Below are 22,443 nucleotides of genomic sequence, written 5' to 3'. Positions count from 1 at the left end.
CCGCTGTTGCGGAAATTCGCGAGATCTCGCACCGCGTGCGGACAGCACGGCACTCTTCCTTCTGCCCGGGAGGCGCCCCCGGGCCAAGGGCTGTTGACGGGCTAACCCCCGCCCGGCCCACGGTTTCCCCTCGCCTCGCGTGGCTCCGTCACGCCCAACCCAAGGATTTGTCACGCCCATGTCTGATTCCCTGCTCGCCTTGCTGCACGCCGCCGCCCCGGAGTTCCTCGGCAGCCTCGCGGCCGCTGCGGTCGTGGCCGGTGCCGCCCGGGCCGTGCGCAGCCTGCGCGCCCGCCGGACGCAACACCCGGACGAATGAGGCTGCTGCTCGAGTCCGGGGCAGACGCCGCAGGAGTGCCAGCGCAGCAGGTCCCCACCGGGGGCGGGCCGGTAGGTGGCGCGCATATGCCAGCCAGGCACCAGGTGCCGCACTCCGGTGCGAAGCGCGTCCTCGTCCCGGTGCGTGACTCGATCTCCAGCCCGTCAAGTGGTCCGCCGATGCACTGCGCGTCCGCCGCGCCACGGGGGCGGCTCCTGGCGCTCGCGGCCGGGACGGACCGTGTCCTGCCGGGGCGTGGCGTGCCGGCGCCACACCCCGGCAGGGCCGTCCCCAGTCTCTGGAGCGGGCTGGGCATCTGGTGGTGTCCCCCACGAAGTCGACCGAGCCGGGGTGTCACGTTCTGACGCCTGGGGCTCCCTGCGATGGGTGTGCGGCTGAGCGGCCGTCGTGTGTCGAGCGCAGGAGGTCTGTCGCCATGGCTGAGGAACTCGGGTGCCCAGGGGAGGTGTCCGCAGATGAGGCGGTGCTACTCAGGGCGTGGCAGCGGCTTCAGAAGCTGACCGTGATGCTGGAGGTCACGCCCTTCACGCGGCGCACCACGCAGGCCCTGCTCCGGTACGTGCACGAGGACGCCGAGCCGGCACGCGCCGCTTTCACTCGCTGGTCCGCTCGGCCCGACGGCGGGGGCCCGACGGCGGGCCGGGCGCGCGCATGATGCGGCGCGGCAGGCACTCCGCGGACCTCAAGGCGGCGGAGGTGGTGGAAGCGGCCGTTCAGGAACCGGTGGAGCAGGGCGGTTGGTGGACGGGGTCGTCGACCGGGGCTGCCGCGCTCGCCGTGACCGCGGTGCGGCGTACGGCGTGGGCGCTGCTGGTGGCTGGTCCGCTGCTGGGCGGGTGGGCGCTGGTGACGCAGCCGGAGGCATCGGCGCGGCCGCAGGCCGTCGTGCGGCAGGCCAGCGGGGACCAGGCCGGTCCGGCCGGATTCGCCGAGATGTACGTGGCCGCCTATCTCCGTGCGGGCGAAGGCTCACAGGACGAACTCGCGGTGTTCTACCCGGGCGCGGGGGACCTGGAACTGGCCGGGAAGCCGGGAGCGGTGCAGGTCGGCCAGGTCGCGGCCGTGCGCGTGAAAGAGGTCGCAGCCCAACGCTATTGGTCCATCACCGTGGCCGCCCGCGTCCTCGATCCGCCCGGCGCCAAGGCAGTCAAGGCCGACCAGGACTCCGGAGATCGGAGCGCCTCCGGGGTCCGGGTGCGCTACTTCCAGGTGCCCCTCAAGGCCGCGCAGGTCGGCGGGACGCTGGTGGCGGCCACGCTGCCCGCCGAGGTGAGCATGCCCGCGGCGCAGGACGAGGCGGTACTGGCGTACGGGCCGGTGCGCAGCGCGCAGGCCTCCGACCCGGCCGTGGACACCCTGACGGCCTTCTTCGGCGCCTACCTGGCCGGGCACGGCGAGCTGGCCCGCTACGTCTCCCCCGGAACGCGCCTGGCGGCCGTGCGCCCGGCGCCGTACGAGTCGGTGACGGTCGATCAGCTGCGGGTGGCCGGGGCCAGCGCGGACGACGGCCAGGTCGGTCCGCCCTCGGGGCGTGAGCGCCTGCGCCTGGTCGTGCAGGTGCGCGGTGAACGCGCCGACGGCGTGGCCCAGCCGCTGGCGTACGCGCTCACCCTCGCCGGGCGGGATGGCCGCTGGGAGGTCGCCGCACTGGACGCCACCCCCGCCCTCAACATCACCGGCCCGCCTTCCTCATCTGCCGCATCCCCGCCCACGCACTAGAAGGACTCAACCTATGCACACGCACCAGCCCCTGGCCGCGGCCGGGATCATCGACGACTTCGCCGGTCTGGGGGGCGACATCAAGACCCTGCTGGCCTCGGTCGTGCTCGGCATCATGTACCTCTGCCTGGTCATCATGACCGGCTTCACCAGCCGCTCCTTCCTCAAGACCCTCGTCGCCGCGGTCGGCGGCGGCATCGTCTTGGGCGTGGTCGCCTCCCAGACCGTGCTGAGCAGCAAGACCAGCGAGGAACTGAAGAAGAACCACACGGTGGGCGCGCCCGCGCCCGCGGCCGTCGTCCGCCTCAGCGACCTGCCCAAGCACGAAACCCTCATCAGCGTCGGGCGGCCGCAGTGAGCAGCGCGGACACCGAGGCGGAGGCGGTGGGGCGCTGCTACACCAAAGCCCGCCGTCACCGGCATGTGATCGGCCAGTGGGACGGCCACCGGCTGTGGGGCGGCCCCTACAGCGTCCCGCAGTTCGTCGTGATGGCCGTGGTCCTCGGCCTGATGGTGCTGCTGCGGGACCTGTGGGCGCGCTTCGGCCTCTTCAACATCGTGCCGCTGGTCGCCGTCCCGTACGCCTCCTCGTTCCTGGTGCGCGTGCTGCACATCGACGGCCGTAACCCGTTCTCGGCGGCGTTCAGCGCGGCCGGGCTCGCGGTCGCCGGAAGCCACGGTCGCCTGGGTGGGCGCCCGGTGCGCGCGCCAAGAGCGCAGCTGCTGCTCGGCGTCACCACCCTCACCCACCACACCTCGGGGCCTCCCGCCGCGCTGGCGGAGACGCCGGTGCCCGCCGCGGTGCCGTCGCGCCCGCAGGCCTATCCGGACAGGTCGGTCACCGTCGCGTACGCGCTGCTGCACACCCGCATGCGGCAGACCGAGAAGGACGCGGAACTCGGGAAGGTGGGCTGAACGATGCGGATGCCCATCAGGCACGTGGCCGGGAACATCGTCTGGACGGTCCACGGCAGTGTGTGGGCGATCTGGCGGGTGCAGGGCGTCGATCAGATCCACGCCAGCCACAGCGCCCGGCAGCGGCGGCTGCGCGCACTCGAAGCACTGGTGAAGAAGCTGCTCGGGGAGTCCATGTGGCTCTCGCTGTGCCCGCAGGTCGATCCGCGCGCGGTGGTGCGGCGGATGACCGACGGCATCAACCTGGCGGCCTCGCCCCGCTACGCCGAGGTCGCCCACCGGGTCCTGGACTCGCTGGAGCACCTGGAGCTGACCGGGCGTACGGACTGGCTCGCCGTCCCGCTGCCCCATGCCACCCGCAGGCAGCAGCTGCGCGAGGTGGTGGGCGCGGCCCGGGCGGAACTCGCCGGGCAGCTGGGCCTGCTGCCCTCCCCGATCACCGCTCGCGAGCAGGAGCGGCGGCTGGCGCAGGCCGCGCAGATGGCCGCCGCCTGGCCGGGCACGGTCGGCCTGCGCCCGGCGAGCGAGGCGGAGATCTTGTGGATCTACGGGCACTCCGCGCGGCGCGGTGTCACGGAACCTCTGCTGCCGCAGCCGGACGCGCCGCGCGGGGTGCGCGGCCGCGGCCGCACGGTGGCCGCGCTCGGCGAGGCGGTCCTGGCCGAAGGCGCCGTAGAGGACGAGGAGGAGGTGGCCGAGGCAAAGCGGGGAGTGGGGCTGTTCTCCCGCCGCTGGCTTCAGGTGGCCACCGAACACGGCACCTCCTACCAGGCGTTCCTGGCGCTGTCGGAGATGCCGGAGGCGTTCCGCTTCCCCGGCTCGGAGTACCTCGCCTCGCTGGACACCTTCGCCTTCCCAGTGGACTGGGTGATGCGGCTGAAGGTCACCCAGGGGGCGACGGCGGAGGCCAAGACCCGGCGCCAGGCCCGCGAGCTGGCCTCGCAGCCCGAGGAATACGCGCAGGACCCGGCCGGGCCCCCGGCCAGCATCGATAAGGCCGCCACCGGGATGGCCGAGTACCGCGAACGGCTGACGTCCTCCGCCAGCGAGGTCGAAGTCCAGGCCATGGGCGCCTTCTGCGTCTGGGGGGCAACGCCGCAGCAGGCCGAGGAGCGGGCCGCCACCCTGGCCGCCGACTTCGGCTCCGACGAGTACACCCTGGCCCGCCCCCTCGGCGAGCAGGAGCGCCTCTTCTACGGGATGCTGCCCGGCGCCCGCACCCCGCAAGTGATGACCCAGTACGCGCAGTACCTGCTCGCCCGCGACTTCTGCATGGCCGGACCGTTCGCCGCGACCGAACTCGGCGACGAGCGGGGCCCGCTGTATGGGTGGCAGCTGTCCGGCGGCGGGGCCCGCCCGGTGCTGGTCGACTTCTCCCGCGGCCCGAAGAAGAAGACCTCCGCCTCGGCCGCGTTCATCGGCGAGCTCGGCGGCGGCAAGAGCTTCGCGATGAAAGCAGCCGTCTACTGGACCCTGGCCGCGGGCCGCAAGCAGGGCGTACCGGGCAGCCGGGGCCGAGCCGTGATCGTGGACCGCACGCCGCAGCAGGAGTGGCTGCGCTTCGCCACGGCCTGCCCCGGCCGCACCGAGATGATCGTCTGCGACAAGGACGCCGCAGTGTCCCTGGACCCGCTGCGTGTGTTCACCCAGCAGCGCGGCCCCGTGCCGCTGGACCTGGCGCAGGCGCAGCGGCTGTGTGAGTCGTTCCTCGGGATGCTGCTGGGCATCCGGCCGATGGACGATCTGGGTGATGCTCTGTCGGAGGCCCTCGCCGACGTCCTGGCCGCCCCGGCGCCGAGCATGCGCGCGCTGCAGGACCATCTCGCCGAGCACGCGGCCGCCGGAGAGGCCGCGCACGCCACGCTTGCCCGCAAGCTCGCCATGCACGCCCGCCGTGACCTCGCGCGCGCCGTGTTCGATCCCGCGTTGCCGGTGCTGGACACCGACGCCAACTCCGTCGTCTTCTCCGTTGCCCAGCTGGCCCTGCCCAAGCGGTGGGAGCTTCAGCCGGGGCACTTCGAGCGGCTGGCGCCGGAGAAGGTCTTCGGCCGCGCCGCCCTGTACCTGATCGCCACGCTCTGTCGGCACATCGCCTTCGACCCGCGGGCCCGGGGCGAGTTCTGCCAGGTGGTGTGGGACGAGTGCTGGTGGCTCACCTCCTCCCCTGAAGGCCTCGACCTGCTCCTGGAACTGGTGCGCGATGGCCGCAAGCACGATGCGGGCGTGCTCGCCGGAAGCCACGACGCGGACGACATCGGCCCGGACAACGACACCGGCCGGATCGTGCGCGGCCTCTTCCCGCGCCGTCACCTGTTCCGGCAGACCGACAAGCAACTGGCCCGCCGCGGCCTGACCTTCCTCGATCTCGACCCGGACGACGCCGAGCTCCTCGAACTGGTCACCACCGGCCTGTCCCCCCTGAACGAGTCCGACGACATCCAGGCGCTGCGCGCGGGCGAGTGCCTCAAGCGCGACCTGTTCGGCCGCATCGGCTCCATGCGCGTCCAGATCCCCCTCGACCCGCAGATCGCCGAGGTCATCCACTCCGACCCCGACCGCAACACCCCCAAGACCCGCGAGACGGAGACGCAAGGGGCGGGTGTGTGATGCGCGCTGGTGGGTGGGGACGGTACGAGAACGCGCGCCGCTGCCTGACCTGGGGGCTGCTGCTCGTGGTCACGGCCGGTATCACCATGCTGCTGCTCGCCGGGCGGTCCGCCGCCGATCCCGGCCCCACCCCCGCCCCGTCACCCTCCCCGTCGATCCCCAAGTACGAGCCGGGCCTGGAGCCGACCGCCCCCGGCCTGCTGCCGCCCGAATCCGTCAACCCCACCACCCCTCCGCCCGCGAAGGACAAGAACGACACCCGCGACGGCGGCAAGAACCGGTCCCACAAGGACAAGAACGCCAAGAAGCAGACGGCCAAGCAGAAGAAGGCCGCCAAGCAGAAGAAGATGCGCCGCGCGCTGGAGAAGGCCGTGAGCGCCTACAAGAAGAAGCACGGCGACGGCGGCGTGCTGTCCGCGTTCGAGGTCACCGACAAGAACGGGGTGCCGATCTCGGCCTACCGGATCTCCTCCGACGACGGCGGCATCACCGACGTCATCGGCAAGCTGCAGGCCGCGGCCACCCAGGGCATGTTCGAAGTCACCAAGTGGCTGGTCGCGATCGGCTGCTGGCTGATCTCCTGGGCCCTGTCGTGGTCGCTGGCCGCTGTCCTCCTCAAGCCCGCGCTGAGGGTGTCCGACTCCCTCTACACCGGCGCCGTCGTCCAGCTCGGAGTGCCCGGCCTGCTGCTCGCCTTCTCCGGCACGGTGGCCGTCTGGCACATCTTCTTCGGCAACCGCTCGCGCGGCTGGGGCGAGATCGCCGCCTCCACCCTGATCTCCGCGCTCGCCGTCTCCGCCCTCGCCGCCCCGCCCCAACTGCTGCTCTCCTCCCAGGACGGCGCGGTCGGCAAGGCCCGCGACCTGGGCATCGCCGTGTTCGCCATCGTCCGCGGCAACGAAGACGCCCTGCCCAAGACCGGCCAGATCAGCCACGACACGGCCAAGGAACTCACCCGGCCGATCACCGACGAGATCGTTGAGGCGTTCGTCGTCCGCCCCGCGATCCTGCTCTCCTACAACCAGAGCCTCGACGACAAGTGCACCGACCTCTACCGCAAGTCCCGCATCCAGCAGGCCCTGTTCAACGACAAGGTCGACGGCGTCAAGAAGGCCGTCAAGAAGGCGCCCTCGCGCTTCAACCTGGTCCCCGTCCCGAACTTCGTCACGGACATCACCGACGCCATCACCGACAAGGCCGTCGACTTCGTCACCAACGACGTCCTGGGCCTCAACCCCGGAGAGAACTTCGAAAAGGCCTGCATCAAGGACGCGGGCAGCGCCAAGCGCGTCAGCTGGGGAAAGGCCGGGGGCGCCTGCTTCGTCACCCTCGCCGCGCTCCTGGTCTTCCTGCTCCTGGCCGTCACCGCCTTCGGCTACCTCGTCACCCAGCTGCGCCTGGTCATCGAGGCGATCCTGGCCCGGGTGGCCCTGGCCGCAGGCATCATGCCCGGCCCCGGCCGCGCCTGGCTGTGGGAACGCGCGGTGACCATCCTGCGCCTGCTGGGCCTGCTCGTGGCGCTCGTGGTCGCCCTCGCCATCACCATCACCCTCGTCACCACCCTGCTCGACGACGGCGTGGAGATCCCCGGCGGGCTGACCGTCCGGTTCGTCGTCGTCGACGTCGTGACCATCGCCGCCTTCTGCTACCGCAAGCGGATCGCCGCCAGATCCCGCACCTGGGCTGCCCAGACCCGCAGCCGCCTCGGCAGCTCCCGCTTCGGCGGCCGCGCCCCCACCCAGATGGACCCCCAGGTCCGCCACAAGCGGTCCGTCGCCGCCAGCCTGGCCACCACCGCGCTCCTGGCAGCCGCCACCGGCGGCGCAGCCGCAGGCGGCAGCAGAATGCTCGCCCTCGGCGGCCGCTCCTCCGGAACCCTCGCCACCCGGCTCGGCGCCCGCGCCGCCGCCCGCGGCACCGGCGCCGCGCTGCGCGGCGGCGGACGGCTCATCCAGACCGGCGGGAAAGCCGCCGTGGGCGCGGGCAAGGCCTCAGCCAAGTACACCGTGGGCGCACCCGTGTATCTGCCCCAGGCCGCCCGCGCCACCGCCGCCGCGCTCAAGGCCGCCCCGGGCAACACCGCGCGCTCCGCCGCCCAGCTGCGCCAACGCCTCACCCGGCCGGTCATCCAGCGCCTGCCCCAGGCCCGCCACTTCGGACAGACGTACTGGAACAACATCGGCGGCCGCTGGACCCGCAACCGCATCCGCATGCACCGCGGCCTGCCCCCGATCCCCCGCCCCACCGCGCCGCCACCCGCCAGCAACCGCCCGGTACGGCCCGCGCCCGCCCGCCGCCCGGCCCCCGCACCCACCCCCACACCCGCACCGGCTCCCGCGCAGGCGGCGCGGCCGCCGCGGCGTGCACCCGTGCGGATGCCGCAGCCCGCCAACTCCGCCCGCCAGGCCGCCCTCCAGCAGCAGCTGTACCGGCGGCGTCTGCAGCAGACCCCCGCGAACCCGCCCCGCCAGCAGCCCACACCGCCGTCACCAGCCCCGCGCCGTCCCGCCAGCCAGCGCCTGCCCCACCGGCCGCGCACTCCCGGGCAGGGGGGCCAGCCGTGACGGCCAGCGCCAGGAAGTGGTGGTGGGCGGCCGCCGCACTCAGCCCTGTCCTCGCCGCGATAGCCGCCGGAGGCGTCTTCCTCACCTTCGCCAGCGCCCTCGCCTCCCATGCCGGATCCAAGCCGCCGCAATCAGCCCTCGCACCGCCCGCGCAGGGCGCACCGGCGAAGGTGGCCGGAATCCCGAAGGTGATGCTGTCCGCCTACACCACCGCCGCCGGGAAGATCACGAAGCTGCGGCCGAAATGCAAAGGCATGCGCTGGTCCGTGCTCGCCGGGATCGGGAAAGTCGAATCGGGCCACGCAGGGGGCCGCTCCCTCGCCGCATCCGGCGACATCACCCCGCGGATCATCGGCGTCCGGCTCGATGGCAGCGGCGTCGGCGGCAACACCACCGCCTTCACCGACACCGATCACGGCAAATGGGACGGCGACACCGCCTACGACCGGGCCGTCGGCCCCATGCAGTTCCTGCCCTCCACCTGGGGCGGCTCCACCGGCCAGGACGGCAACGGCGACGGAGCCAAAGACCCGCACAACGCCTACGACGCCGCAGCCGGTGCCGCCGTCTACCTGTGCGGGACCGGAACCTCGGACCTGAGCGACGAGACACAGCTGCGCCGCGCGATCCTGCGCTACAACCACGCTGGCTGGTACGCCGACAAGGTCCTGGGCTTCGTCAGGCAGTACGACCAGGCTGGGCCTACCCTCGGCAACGCCTCCAAGGACTATGTGAAACCGGTCAACGGGCCGCTCAGCACCGGCTACCGCGCCCCCGGATCCAGCTGGTCATCCGGCTACCACACCGGCACCGACTTCGCCGTGCCCACCGGCACCCCGGTCCGCTCGATCGCGGCGGGCACCGTGGTCTCCGCCGGATGGGCGGGCGCCTACGGCAGCCAGGTCGTCATCCGCCACGCCGACGGCCGCTACTCCCAGTACGCCCACCTGACCTCGCTCGGCGTCACCGCCAAGGACACGGTCACCGCCGGGCAGAAGATCGGCCGGTCCGGAGACACCGGCAACGCCCACGGACCCCACCTGCACTTCGAGATCCGCACCACCGCCGCCTACGGCTCCGACATCAACCCCCTCACCTACCTACGCCAACACGGTGTCACAGCCCTGGGCTCCTAAGAGGTCGTTTTCCTCTTTAGTGCGGTGGTATCAGCTAGTTTGCGCAGGGTGGTGGTGTGGTGCTGGTGTCGCTGGCGGGCTGATTGCGCATGCTGGGACAGACGGTGTGGCGCATGGGGCAGGAGTCAGCATGCGCCTGTCTCATCCCAGGACACCCTGGTCCGTCCCGCGCTTCAGCACGGCAGGACGCGCGCCTGGGCGCACGCCCCTCTGCAGCGGTGTGCCCAGGTCATGACGGAACGTCGCGCGTACCCGAGCGATCTGTCCGATGCCCGCTGGGAGTTGATCGAGCCGGTGCTGTCCGCCTGGCGATACGAGCGCCACGGCCGGGCCCTGGGCTTTGGTCGACCCGCCCAGCACGACCTGCGCGAGATCATGAACGCGATCCTGTACGTCGACCGCACCGGCTGCCAGTGGGCCTATCTCCCGCACGATTTCCCGCCCCATCAGACGGTGTACGGCTACTTCGCCAAATGGCAGAAGGACGGCATCTTCGCCCAGCTCAACGGCCTGCTCCGGGAACTGGTCCGACAACAGGAAGGGCGGAACGCGGAGCCGTCGGCCTGCGTGATCGACGCGCAGAGCGTCAAGACCTCCACCAGCGTCCCCGCCCGGAGCCAGGGCATCGACGCGGGCAAGAAGATCGTGGGACGCAAGCGCAGCATCCTCACCGACACCCTGGGCCTACTGCTGGCCGTGCTGGTCACCGCGGCCGGCGTCCAGGACTCCACCGCCGGCCGCGAGCTCCTCGACCAGGCCGCCACTAACCACCCCACCCTGCGCAAGGTCTGGGTCGACGGCGGCTACCGCAAGCACTTCATCGATCACGCCGCCAGGCTCGGCGTCGACCTCGAAATCGTCCAACGCCTCCCCGGGACCAGGGGGTTCACTCCGATCCCTAAGCGGTGGACGGTCGAGCGCACCTACGGCTGGCTGATGCTCCACCGCCGCCTGGCCCGCGACTACGAAACCCACCCCCACCGTTCCGAAGCCATGATCCACATCGCTATGACCGACCTCATGGCCCGCCGCCTCACCGGCGAGAACACCATCTCCTGGCACGACCCGACACGAGCACATCAAAGCCGCATCCCGGGATGAAACAACAGGATGAAACGACCTCTAAGCCGTCCCGCTCTCTCGCCCCGACTCGCTCGCTCTCTGCGCACGCGACCCGCGAAAGGCCACCAACATGCCCGCTTGGACACTGCACCATGGCGACGCCCTTGCCGTCCTGCCCTCTGGACGCTCTCGTCGACGCCGTCATCTGTGACCCGCCCTACAACTCCGGCGGCCGTACCCCCGCCGCGCGCCGCACGCAGAGCGCCCGCGACAAGTACGTCAGCAGCGGTGCCCAGCACACCCTGGCCGACTTCCCCGGTGACAACCGCGACCAGCGCGGCTACCTCGCCTGGCTCAGCCTGCTACTGGCCAGCAGCCTCCGCGCCACCCGCCCCGGCGGCTCCGCCCTGGTCTTCACCGACTGGGCCCAACTTCCCATCACCTCCGACGCGCTGCAGGCAGCAGGCTGGACGTGGCGCGGCATCATCCCCTGGCACAAACCCATTTCCCGGCCCGTCAAGGACGGCTTCCGCCGTGCTTGTGAGTACGCCTTGTGGGCCTCGCACGGCGAGCCCCTACGCCACAGCCCCACTCTGTACCTGCCCGGCTGGCTCAACGGATCACAGCCCCGTGGAGCCGAACGCCAGCACATCACCCAAAAGCCCGTCAGCATCCTGAGCGAACTCGTCAAGATCGCACCCCCCGGCGGGACAGTCCTTGACCCCTGTGCGGGCTCCGGCTCCACAGGAGTCGCCGCCCTCGCCGAGGGCCGCAGATTCATCGGCATCGAGATCACCGAACACTACGCAGCCATCGCACGCGACCGCCTGGCCAACTCCTCGAAGGCCGCGTGACTGACGTGCATCGAGTGCGATTCTGCTCCGCCTGTCACGTTTCCCTGGTCCCGGCTCCTTGCGGAGGTGAGTGGGCGGCGTACGGCCGCCCCGAACCCTGAGGAGCGCGCATGCGGCTGGGGCACAAGAGCGAGCGGAGTCGTCGCGACGCCGCGGTCGACGTCGTCGTCAGCCTGTGCGGCTGGCTGGCCGGTGCTGTGTGGACCCTCGGCTGCGCGCGCGGCTGGTGGTGGGGCGGTGACCTGCGCCACCTGCCGCTCATAGGAGACAGCGCGGCGCGCGCGGCCGCCGAGCGGCGTGGCTGGCCGTGGGTACCGGGCCTGGTCATGCTCGTTGGCGCACTGCTGATACACCGCGGCTGGTGCGCAGGTGTCCACCGTGCTCGCGGCGTCCCTTCCTCGTCCTCCCGGCGCAGAGGCCGGTGCACTCGCCGCTTTCCGGTGTCGGGGGCGCGCTGATGAGGGACGTACTGGCTGCCGTGCTGTCCGGCATGCTGCCGCCGCTGCCCGGTGGTACCGGGGCGCTGCTGCGGCGGATCGCCTGGGGGACGGCGGTGATGGCGGCCGTGGTGGCGCCGTTCGGAGTGTGGGCGCGGGCGTGGTGGCGGATGCGGGCGCGGCGGGCGCTGCGTGGGCGTGCGGTCGTGGACTTGGTGCCCACCGCGGCGTACGACCCGTCGCCGGAGGAGTGCGCGCGGCAGGCCGCGCACCTGACTCAGGCGTCGCGGTCCTTGGATTGGCTGCCTCGGCGGGCGGCCGGGGTGCGTATCCGCCACTACTGCGTCGGCGGGGAGCTGGCGTGCTCGCTGGAGGGGCCGCCGCGCTCGGCGGCCCTGGTCAGGATGCCGTCGTTCGCCCATGTCGACGTCATCGAGCGCACCGGCACCCCGCACGGCGGTGAGCGCATCCATTTCGACGGCGCCCCTCCCCTGCCAGGCACCGGGCGGTCGCCTGCCGCAGACCATGACGAGGACGCGGAGGGCTGCTCCTGATGGTCCCCCTGGACAAGAAGCCCCAGCCCGCCAGCCCGGCGGAGACCAGACAGGCCTGTGGCGGCGGGGAACGGTATGTGGCGCGCGCCGAGCTCGTGCTCGCCCGGCCCGACCACCGCCGACTGAACGTCGCGAGTATGGATCCTGATCCGCTGCGGCTGCTGGCCGTGGCGTGCGCCCACGTGGACAGTGCGCGCGGTGAACAGGCCGAGCTGATCGTGGACCTGGTGCCCGTGGCGGGATGGCGGGTGGCCCGCTGGCGGCGTCGGCTGATGCGCCGGGCACAGGCACGGGGCCCTTCCGCGTACGGGCAGCGCCTGGTCGACGGTGCTTCGGGTGCCGGTCGGGGCGCGCGATGGTGGCAGGTCCTGGTGGAGGGGCTCAACGGCGGCCGCCCGGCCGGGACCGGAGGCGGGCGGCTGCCACGGCAGTCGGATCTGGCCGACGGCGTGGGCAAGTTCGTGCCGGGCGCGGACACGCAGGTGTTCGCGGTGCAGGTCCTGGTACGGGTCACGGCCCGGCACCCGGCCCGCGCACAGGCCCGGTTGCACCAGGTGATGACGGTCCTGGACGCCTGGCGGGGAGAGAACTGGTGGCGCCCGGTGGGACCGCGCCGCACCAACTGGCGGCCCTACAGCAGCGTGTGGTGGCGTCGGCGGAGTTTCGAGCGCCGGTACGCCACCGGCGAGTTCGCGCCGTCGCGTCGGCAGTGGGTCACGGCGCAGGAGGTCGCGGCGCTGCTGAAGCCCGCCTCGAAGCGCTGCGTGGCGCCGAACGTGGTGCGCATCGGCGGAGTGGTGCCGCCCGCTCCGGCAGCGTTGCCGACCTGGCGCGGGCAGCGCGGGGTAGTGCCGCTGGGACGGGTCACCGGGGTCGACGGCCGGACCCGGCTGGGCTGCGTGCCGCAGCAGAATGTGCTGTTCGGCGCGTCGCTCGGCAAGTCGGGGTTCGGCAAGTCCGAGCTGGCGCTGCTGCAGGCGCTCGCCCTGGGCTACGGCGGGTTCGGCGCCTGGTTCCTGGACCCGCACGGCGCGGCCGTCCACAAGGCCCTGCCCTACCTGACGCATCCGGCGGTCATCGACCGGGTCGTCCTTATCGACCTGAGCGTCAAGGACCCGGCGGCACGGATCGCCGCGTGGAATCCGCTGTCGATGGAGGACCGGGCGGCCTGGCAGGTCCAGGACGTCGTCGGCGCCGTCGTCGGCGGCCTGGCCTCCGCGCAGGGCTGGGGCGACGGCGCGCCCCGCGCGCGGGCGATCCTCTCCCATGCCGCGCAGGTCCTGGCCCACCTCTCGCTGCGGATGTGCGAACTGGGGCGCCCCGACCTGCAGCCCACGATTTTCACGATCCCGCGCCTGCTCAATGACGAGATGTGGCGCCAGAGCGTCCTTGCGCTGCTGCCGCCGCGGCTGTCGGTGTTCTGGCGCACGACGTTTCCCCGGTACGAGGGCTCGGCGGTACCGGTGGTCACCCAGACCATCGAGCAGCTGGCCACCAGCGACTCGCTGCGCGCCTTCCTCGGCCAGCCGCGTTCGAGCTACTGCGTGCGGCGGGCGATGGACGAGAGCAAGATCGTGCTGTTGCGCTGCTCCGGTACCGGCTCCGGCGACCAGATCATCACCAGCCTGCTGCTGTTCGACCTGTTCCTGGCCGGGCATTCCCGCGAAGGTCTTGATCCGAGCCTGCTGCGGACCCTGTTCGCGTTCTGCGACGAACTGCGCGCCATCGACGGCGCCGCCCGCGGCTACATCGCCGCGATCCTCGAGCAGCTGCGCAAGTACGAGGTGCGGCTGATGGCGATGACCCAGATGGCGATGCGCCTGTCGGATGAGACCCGGCTCGCGCTGATGCAGAACCAGTCGCTGCTGTCCGCCACGGCCGCCGACTCCGACGAGTGCGCGTTCGTCGCCAAGCGCATGCCCCAGCTCGCGCCGGACGTCCTTGAGCACCAGCCGCGCTTCCACTACGTCATGTCCACCATGCTCGGCGGTCGGCGCACCACGCCGTTCCGCGTCGCCGGTCTGGCCATCGACGAGGTCCTCGCCGACTACCACCACCCCGAGCGGCTCCCGCTGCTCGAGGAGGCCCTCGACCGCAACCTCGGTCGGCATCCCGTCGGCGACGTCCTGGCCCGCCTGGACGGCAGCGACGACGGACGCATCCCGGCCCACGACGACCTCATCCTCGAACGCCTCACCACCCGCCACCCCGCCCCCGCACTCGGCAGCCCCAATTCCGGGGCGCGCGGGAGCGAGAACATCACGGAGATCGCCTAATGACCATCACCGCACCGGCCCCGCACAGCGACGGTCCGCGCGTCCGCGGCCTGTCCCGGCTCGGGCAGCAGCTCCTGCCCGTCCTCTACCAGCACCGCCTTGTCTCCACCAGCCAGCTGCGCCGCCTGCTCACCCCGCACGCCGCCAGCGTCGCCTACGTGCGCCGCCAGCTGGCCGACCTGCGCCGGGCGGGCCTGGCCGCGGCCACCGTGCGCCGTGACGGACGTATGGGCCGCGGTGAACACCTGTGGTACATCACCGCCCGCGGCGCGGACATCGTCGAATACGACCGGCAGATCACCACCCGCGCCTACCGCATCAGCCCCGAAGCAGCCGCCTCCCAGCTCCAGGAACACACCCTCGCCGTCGTGGAGAGCGGACTCGCCTTCACCACCTGGGCCCGCGCCCTCGGCGACGAGTGCGGCCCACTGGACTGGGAGCCCGAACTCGCCCACCGTGTCCGGGACGGCGATTCCCGCCTCGGCGACGAGGCTTTCGTCATCCCCGACGCCGTCCTGCGCTACACCCGCACTACCCCCTCCGGACGCCGCCAGCTGCTGACGTACTTCATCGAGGTCGACCGGGCCACCATGCAGGCCGCCCGGCTCGGCGCCAAACTCACCGCCTACGCCCGCTACGCCTCCTACATTCCCCACCCCGCCCCCGGCCGCCCCGGCCCGCACCGCAGCAGGGAAGCCTGGCGCGAGCGCTACCCCGCCTTCCCCCGCCTGCTCATCGTCCTCACCGGAGCCTCCCCGAACGCCCTGGCCCGGCGGATCGACGACCTGCGCGCCCTGGCCGACGCCAACGAACTGCTGCACCGCAGCCCGCTGACCGCGGGCGTCACCACCCTCACACTCCTGCGCGACCGCGGGCCGTTCGAGCCGATCGTGACCCCGCTGCTAGGCGACCCGGCCCCGCGCGACATCCTGCTCGCCCCTCACCCGGTGGGAGACCGGATCCCGTGACGGCATGTGAGTACACGGGGCTACTTGTCGACTCTCATACCCCTTTCTGACCGGGTTCGTCCACAGGTGCGATCAATAACTTCACAGCTCTCATTGGAAGTTGGCTGGCATATGCGTAACCTCGTGGCTACCCAAAGCGCATCAGTACTGCTCGGCAGCCCCAGGCGAGCGGGCGTGGACGAACGCTCCGCCCTGGCCGCCGTCCCTCCACGTGCCGACCGGGAGACAACGTGACACCCCAAGCCCACCAGAGCACCGTTCGCCTCCGTAACGTGGCCGCTGCTGCCAGCGTTCTGGTGGCGCTCGGCGCACTGACCGCCTGCGACAGCTCGGACGACGGAAGCGATGACGCCGCGAAGCCCTCCCAGAAACCCTCGCAGACGGCCCCGTCCTCGACGCCCTCCGCGTCTCCGTCCCCCCAGAGCAACGAGGGCCAGGCCGAGGACCAACTGCTCGCCGCCTACCGCGCCTACTGGAGCGAGAAGGCCACCGCCTACGCCAAGGGCACCATGGCGGACACCCGGCTGAAGTCCTACGCCAAGGGCAACGCGCTGGGTCAGGCCATAGCCGATCTGCGCAACCTCAAAACGGCAGGCCAGCTAACCACGGGAGAGCCCGTCCTCAAGCCCAGGGTGAGCAGCCTCGACCTGAAGAAGAAGGTGCCGCTGGCCCGCATCACGGACTGCGTGGATGTCGAGCCGTGGAAGGCGATCGACCGCAAGACCCGCGCGGAGGTGCAGCTACCCAAGGAACGCCGCTTGAAGTACGTGAGCCACGTGACCGCCGAGCGCTGGGGGAAGCAGTGGGTGATCTTGGAAGTCAAGCCGGAAAACCGGGCATGCTGAGGCAGGCCCTCACTGCCGTCACCAGCGCCATCGTGCTGACCGGCACACTCCAGACCTCCCCGGCCACCGCGGATCCCGACCCCAAGCCGACGGCCGGAGTCGGCGCGTGCGCCCTGCTCGACATGTGCATCAACGCCGGGGTCGGAGCGAGCCCGGGCGGCAGCGGCAAGAGCGGCGGCCACACAGGCGGGTCCCGCAAGAGCGGAGGAAAGAAGGGCGCACCCGCAGGGGCGGGTCCGTGCATCGTCGTCAAGATGGACCCGCAGCCGCCCGCCAGCAGCTCGGTGTGGGACGGCCACGCCCCCGGCAAAGGCGCGATCTACACACGGATGTGCCCGGTAGCCGCCGCCGGAGCCGGTGCCGCAGGCGGCCTGCTGGGGGCGCCCCAGACCTTCTGGGCACCCGCGGCCCCGGTCGCCACCGTCGACCCCGCCCAGCTCGCCCAGGAAGCCCTGGACAAGATGACGCTGCGCGGCCCGGACATCGGCATCACCCCCAAGCCGGGCGGCAAGGGCGTGGTCGGCATGCCGGTATGGATGTGGACCACGAAGTCGGCCGAGACCTACGGCCCCAACCGCGCCTCGGCCTCCGCCGGAGGCATCACGGTCACCGCGACCGCCCGTGTGAAACGCATCGTGTGGTCCATGGGCGACGGCACCTCGGTCACCTGCACCACGGCCGGGACCCCCTACAAGAGGTCATACGGCAAGAAGGACTCCCCGGACTGCGGCCACCACTACAGCACGCCGTCCTCCCTCGAGCCCGGCGGCCGCTTCCACGTGACCGCGACCTCGACCTGGCAGGTCGACTGGGAGGTCGACGGAGGCGGCGAGAGCGGCGAGCTGAGCGCGACCCGCGCCAGCGACGTCGACATCACCGTCGCCGAGGTCCAGATCCTCAACTAACCCCCGCAGCACACCAGCACAGCGAGAGGCACGCCCGTCATGGAAACCCCAGCAGCCCCTCCCGTACCGCGTCCCGCCATGCGCGCGGATCTGCCGCCGACCACGACACCGCCGGTCAGGAAGGACCGCCGGTGGTGGGCCGTGGCGTTGTGCGTGGTGCTGGCCGTGGTGTGCGCGCTGGGTGCGGCCGCCGCAGTCACCTCGGCGGGCGACCGGTCCAAGGTGCTGGCCGTGGCCCGCGACGTGCCCGCGGGCCAGGCCCTCAAGCCCGCGGACATCACCGTCGCGGAGGTCTCCTCCGATGCCGCCCTGTCACCGATTCCCGCCCGCGACAAGGCCAGCGTGATCGGCAAGCGGGCGGCCACGGATCTGCGCCGGGGCGGGCTGCTGGTCTCCGCCCACCTGACCGCGGGCAGCGGCCTGGGAGACGACAAGCAGCAAGTCGGCGTCCAGATCAAGCGCGGGCAGGCACCGGACGGCACACTCGCCCCCGGTGACAAGGTCCTGGCGGTGACCACCCCTGCCCAAGGTGACGAGAGTGACGACAAGAAGTCCTCCGGCTCCGCACCGTCCACCGTGGAGGCGCGCGTGGTGTCGGTGTCCCGGCCCGACGCCAGCGGCACCGTCGTCGTCAACCTCGCCGTAGCGACCACGGACGGCCCCCTGCTGGCCACCCACGCGGCCGCAGGCCGGATCGCCCTGGTCCGCGAGCCCCGGAGCAACTGATGCCCGTCACCGTCCTGGCCAGCGCCGCCTCCGCTGGCGTCACCGCCAGCTCGCTCGCGCTCACCCTGGCCTCGCCGCGCCCCAGCGTGCTGGCCGAATGCGACCCCAAGGGCGGCACGCTGCGCGCGGGGTTCCTGGATGAGCAGTTCACGGCCGGGGTGGGCCTGCACCACCTGGCCGCCGCCGCCCGTGTCGGCAGCGAGGCCCTCGCGCACGCCGTCGCCGCCCACTTGTGGTCCGTCGACGAGGCCGGGCACCGCCGGGTGCTGCCCGGCCTGACCGACCCGGCCCAGGCCGCCGCGCTGGAACGCACCTGGCCCGCCCTCAGCGACATCTTCCACATCCTCGCCCACGAGGCCGGGCACGACGTCTTCATTGACGCCGGGCGCCTGGCCTTCACCGCAGGCCGCCTGCACGCCACCCTGACCCCAGCCCCGCTGATCCACCACGCCGACCTGGTGCTCCTGGTCGTCCGCAACACCAAGGCCTCCCTGGCACTGGCCTCCCACCTCGTCGACCCGCTGCGCGCCGAACTCGAGGACAGCGGCAGCGGCGCGGGCGCCCTGGGCCTGCTGGTCATCGAACGCGAGGCCGCCCGCGGCGGCCGCGGCTACACCACCCACCAGATCGCCGACGCTCTGAAGACGCCCGTGCTGGCCGCCCTGCCGTGGGACGCCCCGGTGGCCGACTACCTCATCGAGGGCGGCAGTCCGCCGCGCGGCTACGCCCGCAGCGACCTGCTGCGCCACGCCCGCACCGCCGCCGAGCAGCTCGCCGCGCACGCTCAGCGTCACCGGATCCAGCAGCAGTTCCCCGCACCGCGCCCGCAGACGGCCGGGGTCCTGCAACGGCTGCAGAACAGGGCAGCAGCAGGAGGACGCCGTGGCTGACACCCCACACCAGCCCGCGAACGGCAGCCCGGCCCCGTTGGGCGGCGCCGAGCTCGCCGCGCTGCTGAAGAACGGGATGGCCCGCCGCCCCGCCGCACCGCACACCGTCCCGCCGCCCGCCGCGGCCAACGGCGCCGCACCGGCCCGGACCAGGGCCGAAGCGGGCGCGGTGCCGCTGCTTGCCGGTCTACCCGGCCACCTGCCGGTGGCCTGGGAAGTCATCGAGGCCCTGCAGGCCGACGTCTCCGCCGAGGTGAGCAGTCGCGACCCGCAGCGCACCCTAGAGGAAGCCGACCGGCGCGCCCTGGCCCGCACCCTGACCACCGACGCGGTCGCCGGGTGGGCGGCCAAGTACGCACAGGGCAACACCCCGCTGACCGAGGACGAAGAGGCCCGCGTCGCGAGCGCGGTGTTCGATGCGATGTACCGCGGCGGGCGCCTGCAGGCACTGCTGGACGAGGACGGCGTCGAAGACGTCATGGTGGACGGGCTGCGCGCGCACGTGGAGTACTTCGACCGCCCCCGCCGCACCATCGACAAGGTTGCTGACTCCCACGACGAGCTGATCGCCTGGGTCAACCGCATGGCCGCCCTGTCGGGGCACGGCGAACGCGCCCTCACCCAGGCCACCCCCATGATCGGCTTCCGCCTGCCCGACGGCTCCCGCGTCACCGCCTCCCTGCTCACCAGCCGCCCCTCGGTGGTCATCCGCAAGCACCGCATCCGCGACACCGGCCTGGCCGAACTCGTGCAGTGGCAGGCCCTCAACCCGCTGCTCGAGCGCTTCCTGACCACGTGCGTGCACGCCCGCCTGAACATCCTGGTCGTCGGCGACATGGGCGCGGGCAAAACCACCCTGCTGCGGGCCATGGGACGCGAGATCCCGGCAGCCGAGCGACTGGTCACCCTCGAATCCGACCGCGAGCTCTACCTGGACGAGCCCGGCCCCAAGCCCGGCCCGGTCACCTTCGCCTTCGAAGCGAGGCAGTCCAACGGCGAAGTCCGCGGCGGCACGGCGGCCGGACAGATCACCATCAGCGACATGTTCGCCACCGCACTGCGCTACAACGCCACCCGCGTCATCGTCGGCGAGGTCCGCTCGATGGAGATCCTGCCGATGCTGCAGGCCATGTCCGCCGGCGGCTCCGGCTCGATGTGCACCATCCACGTCCGCCGCCCCCACGCGATCATCAGCCGCCTGGTGCAACTGTGCACCGAAGCCGGCATGACCACCGACGCCACCCACCATTTGATCGCCTCCGCGATCGACGTCGTCGTCTACCTCACCTACCGCGACGAGACCGGAATCGGCGGCCGCAAGCACCGCTTCGTCTCCCACGTCTACGAAGTCCACGACGTCGTCGGCGAAGCCGGGCGGCCGACCGTCACCACCCTCTTCGCCCCCCACTCCGCCCACGGCGAGCCGCGCGCGGTGTTTCAGAACATGCCCAGCTTCATCGACGAGTTGGAGCTCACCGGCCTGTTCGCCCGCCAGTGGCTCACCGACAACCCCACCGGCGCCTGGGGACCCCCGCTGCAACTGCGCACTGCCGCCCTGCAGGGGGTGGGGGCATGACCGCCGCCCAGTACTCCCTGCTCGCCGCATGCTGCGCCCTAGCCACGGTCCTCGCCCTGGCCGCTGCGGCCCGGGAACTACGCGGCCGCGCACCGGATCCGGTCAAGCCCCCTTCACGCCTGGCCGAGCGTGTACGGCGGGCCAGGGCAGGCCTGCCCGAGGGATGGCGGCGCCGCTGGCGCCACCTGGTCACCGCCGCCGCCGTCGTGACCCTGGCGGTGTGGGCGTACACCGGCTGGCCCGTCCAGGGCCTGCTCGCCGGGGCCGGTGTGCTCGGCCTGCCCTTCGTGCTGCACCCCGGAGTGGCGGCGCAGGCCCGCATCGCCCGCCTGGAGGCCCTGGGCCAGTGGCTCAACCACCTGGCCGGTGTGCACACCGCGGGCATCTCCCTGACACAGACCATCCAGTCCTCCGCCAAGGCCGCCCCCGCCCCGATCGCCGCGCACGTGCGCGCGCTCGCCGAGCGGCTGCGCGCGGGCATGGACGCCGACCTGGCGCTGCGGCTGTTCGCCGACGAACTCGCCGACGGCGTCAGCGACCACGTCGTCCTGCTCTTCCAGTCCCACGCCGTCTACAAAGGCCCGGGCCTGGCCGATGCCCTGGAGGCCCTCGCCGTCACCATCCACCAGCAGGCCGCCGATGCCCGCGACGTGGAAGCCGACCGCGCCGCGGTCCGCAAGGCCTCCCGCCAGGTCTCCGTCGTCATCACCCTGGTAGTGACCGGCTGCATGCTCAACCCCGGCTGGTCCGGCTGGTACGGCTCCGCCCTGGGCCAGATCGTCCTGACCGCGCTCGGCGCAGGCTTCGCGTGGACGCTGCTGTGGCTGCGCCGCATCGCCCGCACCCAGCCCGACCCCCGGCTCCTGGACCCACTGCCCGCCCACCTCACCACCACCTCGAGCGAGGTGCCGCGATGATCCCCCTGACCGCCGTGCTGCCCGCGGCCGCCTGCGGCGTCCTGATCGGCTTGGCGGTGCGCGCCGCCGTGCCCGCCAAGCCCGACCTGGCCAGCGCGCTGGAGCGCCTCAACGCCCGCAACTACCCCGCCGCCCTGACCGGAGCAGTCCCCGCGAGCGCGGCGGGCACGCTCGCCGAGAAACTCGGCGCCCGCCTCCTGGCCGACTTCGGGCTGCGCATCCGCCTGCCCCACAAGGACCTGAACCTGCTGCGGATCTCCCCGGCCGAACACCTCGGCCGACGCACGCTCTTCACTCTGTTCGGGCTCCTCGCACCACAACTGCTCCAGGCGATGCTCGCCCTGGCCGGGGCCGCCCTCTCGTTCGCGATCCCCACCGGCCTGTCGCTGCTGTTGGGCGTGGTGTTCTGGTTCAGCCCCGGCCGGGACGTCAAACGCGACGCCGCCGCGGCCCGCCTGGTGGTCCGCCACGCCGCCGCCTCCTACCTCGAGCGCGTCGCCCTGGCCCGCATCGCCAACAGCGGCGCTGGCCAGGCTCTCACCGATACCGCCGACGTCGGCGACGGCTGGATCTTCGAACGCATGCGGGCCGTCTTCGACCAGGCCGAACTCGCTGGCGTTACCCCCTGGGACGCCCTGCGTCAGCTCGGCGAGGAACTCACCATCCCCGAGCTGACCCGGCCCGCCGACACCCTGGCCCTGGCCGGAGAAGGTGCCGCCGTCTACACCACCCTGCAAGCCCAGGCCCGCCAGCTGCGCATCGCCCTGCTCAGCGACGCCAAAGCCCAGGCCAACGAAGCCTCCGCCTCCATGGTGCTGCCCGTGACCTTCGGCGTGATCCTCATGCTGACCTTCGTGATGATCCCCGTCGTGGCCACCATCCTCGCCAGCTGACCCACAAGAACAGACAAGTAACAAGCAAGGAGAGACTGCTGATGGACATCCAACTGCTCACCGTGTGGATCCGCGGCCGTTACGCGCAGCTGCGCGCCGCCCGCGACGCCGGTGCCACCAGCACCGAACTCGCCGTCATCGCCGGAGCCCTCCTCATTGCCGCGGGCCTGCTCGTGGCCGCGCTGAAGACCAAGCTCGCCGAGAAGATCGGCATCATCGAGGGCGCCTGAGCCCCGGAGGCCGAAGCATGCCCATGGGG

The 22,443-nt window shown here is 72.2% G+C and carries 20 protein-coding genes and 1 pseudogene; all 21 read left to right on the top strand.

The features are described 5' to 3' along the window. Positions 1-178: 178 nt before the first annotated feature. The 21 genes and pseudogenes from ACIG3E_RS23450 (at position 179) to ACIG3E_RS23350 (ending at position 22,414) form a co-directional block, all read left to right on the top strand. The gene (locus ACIG3E_RS23450) at positions 179-319 is read left to right on the top strand and encodes a hypothetical protein (RefSeq protein ID WP_399619611.1); all 141 of its coding nucleotides are present in this window, start codon (positions 179-181) and stop codon (positions 317-319) included. Positions 320-991: 672 nt separating this feature from the next. Continuing rightward, a complete protein-coding gene (locus ACIG3E_RS23445; protein ID WP_399619608.1) occupies positions 992-2,059 on the top strand; it encodes a conjugal transfer protein in 1,068 nt (355 codons plus the stop codon). Positions 2,060-2,072: 13 nt separating this feature from the next. Then, complete coding sequence (locus ACIG3E_RS23440; RefSeq protein WP_399619605.1) at positions 2,073-2,417, top strand: hypothetical protein; 345 nt, start codon at positions 2,073-2,075, stop codon at positions 2,415-2,417. Beyond that, entirely contained in the window at positions 2,414-2,974 is a 561-nt protein-coding gene (locus tag ACIG3E_RS23435) for a hypothetical protein (protein WP_399619602.1), read from the top strand. Before ACIG3E_RS23440 ends, ACIG3E_RS23435 begins: the two co-directional genes overlap by 4 nt. A gap of 3 nt (positions 2,975-2,977) precedes the next feature. Next, the gene (locus ACIG3E_RS23430) at positions 2,978-5,581 is read left to right on the top strand and encodes an ATP-binding protein (protein ID WP_399619599.1); all 2,604 of its coding nucleotides are present in this window, start codon (positions 2,978-2,980) and stop codon (positions 5,579-5,581) included. Further along, positions 5,581-8,145 carry a hypothetical protein gene (locus ACIG3E_RS23425; protein WP_399619596.1) on the top strand — a complete coding sequence of 855 codons (2,565 nt, stop codon included), beginning with the start codon at positions 5,581-5,583 and terminating at the stop codon, positions 8,143-8,145. The genes ACIG3E_RS23430 and ACIG3E_RS23425 overlap by 1 nt, the downstream gene beginning before the upstream one ends. Beyond that, complete coding sequence (locus ACIG3E_RS23420; protein ID WP_399619593.1) at positions 8,142-9,281, top strand: M23 family metallopeptidase; 1,140 nt, start codon at positions 8,142-8,144, stop codon at positions 9,279-9,281. The genes ACIG3E_RS23425 and ACIG3E_RS23420 overlap by 4 nt, the downstream gene beginning before the upstream one ends. A 231-nt stretch (positions 9,282-9,512) precedes the next feature. Next, entirely contained in the window at positions 9,513-10,382 is an 870-nt protein-coding gene (locus ACIG3E_RS23415; protein ID WP_399619590.1) for an IS5 family transposase, read from the top strand. 91 nt (positions 10,383-10,473) lie between these two features. After that, a pseudogene (locus ACIG3E_RS23410) lies at positions 10,474-11,197 on the top strand (DNA-methyltransferase). A 110-nt stretch (positions 11,198-11,307) separates the two neighbouring features. Next, positions 11,308-11,655, top strand: a complete 348-nt coding sequence (locus ACIG3E_RS23405) for a hypothetical protein (RefSeq protein WP_399619588.1) — start codon at positions 11,308-11,310, stop codon at positions 11,653-11,655. Further along, on the top strand, positions 11,655-12,188 hold the full coding sequence (locus tag ACIG3E_RS23400; protein ID WP_399619585.1) for a hypothetical protein: 534 nt from the start codon (positions 11,655-11,657) through the stop codon (positions 12,186-12,188). Before ACIG3E_RS23405 ends, ACIG3E_RS23400 begins: the two co-directional genes overlap by 1 nt. Beyond that, positions 12,188-14,464 carry a hypothetical protein gene (locus ACIG3E_RS23395; RefSeq protein ID WP_399619583.1) on the top strand — a complete coding sequence of 759 codons (2,277 nt, stop codon included), beginning with the start codon at positions 12,188-12,190 and terminating at the stop codon, positions 14,462-14,464. The genes ACIG3E_RS23400 and ACIG3E_RS23395 overlap by 1 nt, the downstream gene beginning before the upstream one ends. Then, a complete protein-coding gene (locus ACIG3E_RS23390) occupies positions 14,464-15,432 on the top strand; it encodes a replication-relaxation family protein (RefSeq protein WP_399619580.1) in 969 nt (322 codons plus the stop codon). Before ACIG3E_RS23395 ends, ACIG3E_RS23390 begins: the two co-directional genes overlap by 1 nt. Positions 15,433-15,704: 272 nt before the next feature. Beyond that, on the top strand, positions 15,705-16,277 hold the full coding sequence (locus ACIG3E_RS23385; RefSeq protein ID WP_399619578.1) for a hypothetical protein: 573 nt from the start codon (positions 15,705-15,707) through the stop codon (positions 16,275-16,277). Further along, positions 16,271-17,182 carry an ATP/GTP-binding protein gene (locus ACIG3E_RS23380; protein ID WP_399619575.1) on the top strand — a complete coding sequence of 304 codons (912 nt, stop codon included), beginning with the start codon at positions 16,271-16,273 and terminating at the stop codon, positions 17,180-17,182. The genes ACIG3E_RS23385 and ACIG3E_RS23380 overlap by 7 nt, the downstream gene beginning before the upstream one ends. A gap of 78 nt (positions 17,183-17,260) precedes the next feature. Continuing rightward, on the top strand, positions 17,261-17,908 hold the full coding sequence (locus ACIG3E_RS23375; protein WP_399619573.1) for an SAF domain-containing protein: 648 nt from the start codon (positions 17,261-17,263) through the stop codon (positions 17,906-17,908). Next, complete coding sequence (locus ACIG3E_RS23370; protein ID WP_399619571.1) at positions 17,908-18,798, top strand: hypothetical protein; 891 nt, start codon at positions 17,908-17,910, stop codon at positions 18,796-18,798. The genes ACIG3E_RS23375 and ACIG3E_RS23370 overlap by 1 nt, the downstream gene beginning before the upstream one ends. After that, a complete protein-coding gene (locus tag ACIG3E_RS23365; RefSeq protein WP_399619569.1) occupies positions 18,791-20,374 on the top strand; it encodes a CpaF family protein in 1,584 nt (527 codons plus the stop codon). The genes ACIG3E_RS23370 and ACIG3E_RS23365 overlap by 8 nt, the downstream gene beginning before the upstream one ends. Continuing rightward, positions 20,371-21,291 carry a type II secretion system F family protein gene (locus tag ACIG3E_RS23360; protein WP_399619567.1) on the top strand — a complete coding sequence of 307 codons (921 nt, stop codon included), beginning with the start codon at positions 20,371-20,373 and terminating at the stop codon, positions 21,289-21,291. Before ACIG3E_RS23365 ends, ACIG3E_RS23360 begins: the two co-directional genes overlap by 4 nt. Next, a complete protein-coding gene (locus ACIG3E_RS23355; RefSeq protein ID WP_399619565.1) occupies positions 21,288-22,184 on the top strand; it encodes a type II secretion system F family protein in 897 nt (298 codons plus the stop codon). Before ACIG3E_RS23360 ends, ACIG3E_RS23355 begins: the two co-directional genes overlap by 4 nt. A 41-nt stretch (positions 22,185-22,225) precedes the next feature. Continuing rightward, positions 22,226-22,414 carry a hypothetical protein gene (locus ACIG3E_RS23350; RefSeq protein WP_399619562.1) on the top strand — a complete coding sequence of 63 codons (189 nt, stop codon included), beginning with the start codon at positions 22,226-22,228 and terminating at the stop codon, positions 22,412-22,414. Positions 22,415-22,443 lie beyond the last annotated feature (29 nt).

Source organism: Streptomyces sp. NPDC053474, from assembly GCF_044544845.1.
Lineage (GTDB): Bacteria > Actinomycetota > Actinomycetes > Streptomycetales > Streptomycetaceae > Streptomyces.
The sequence above is the reverse complement of the archived record's forward strand: the minus strand, read 5'-3'. Positions and strand labels throughout refer to the sequence as shown.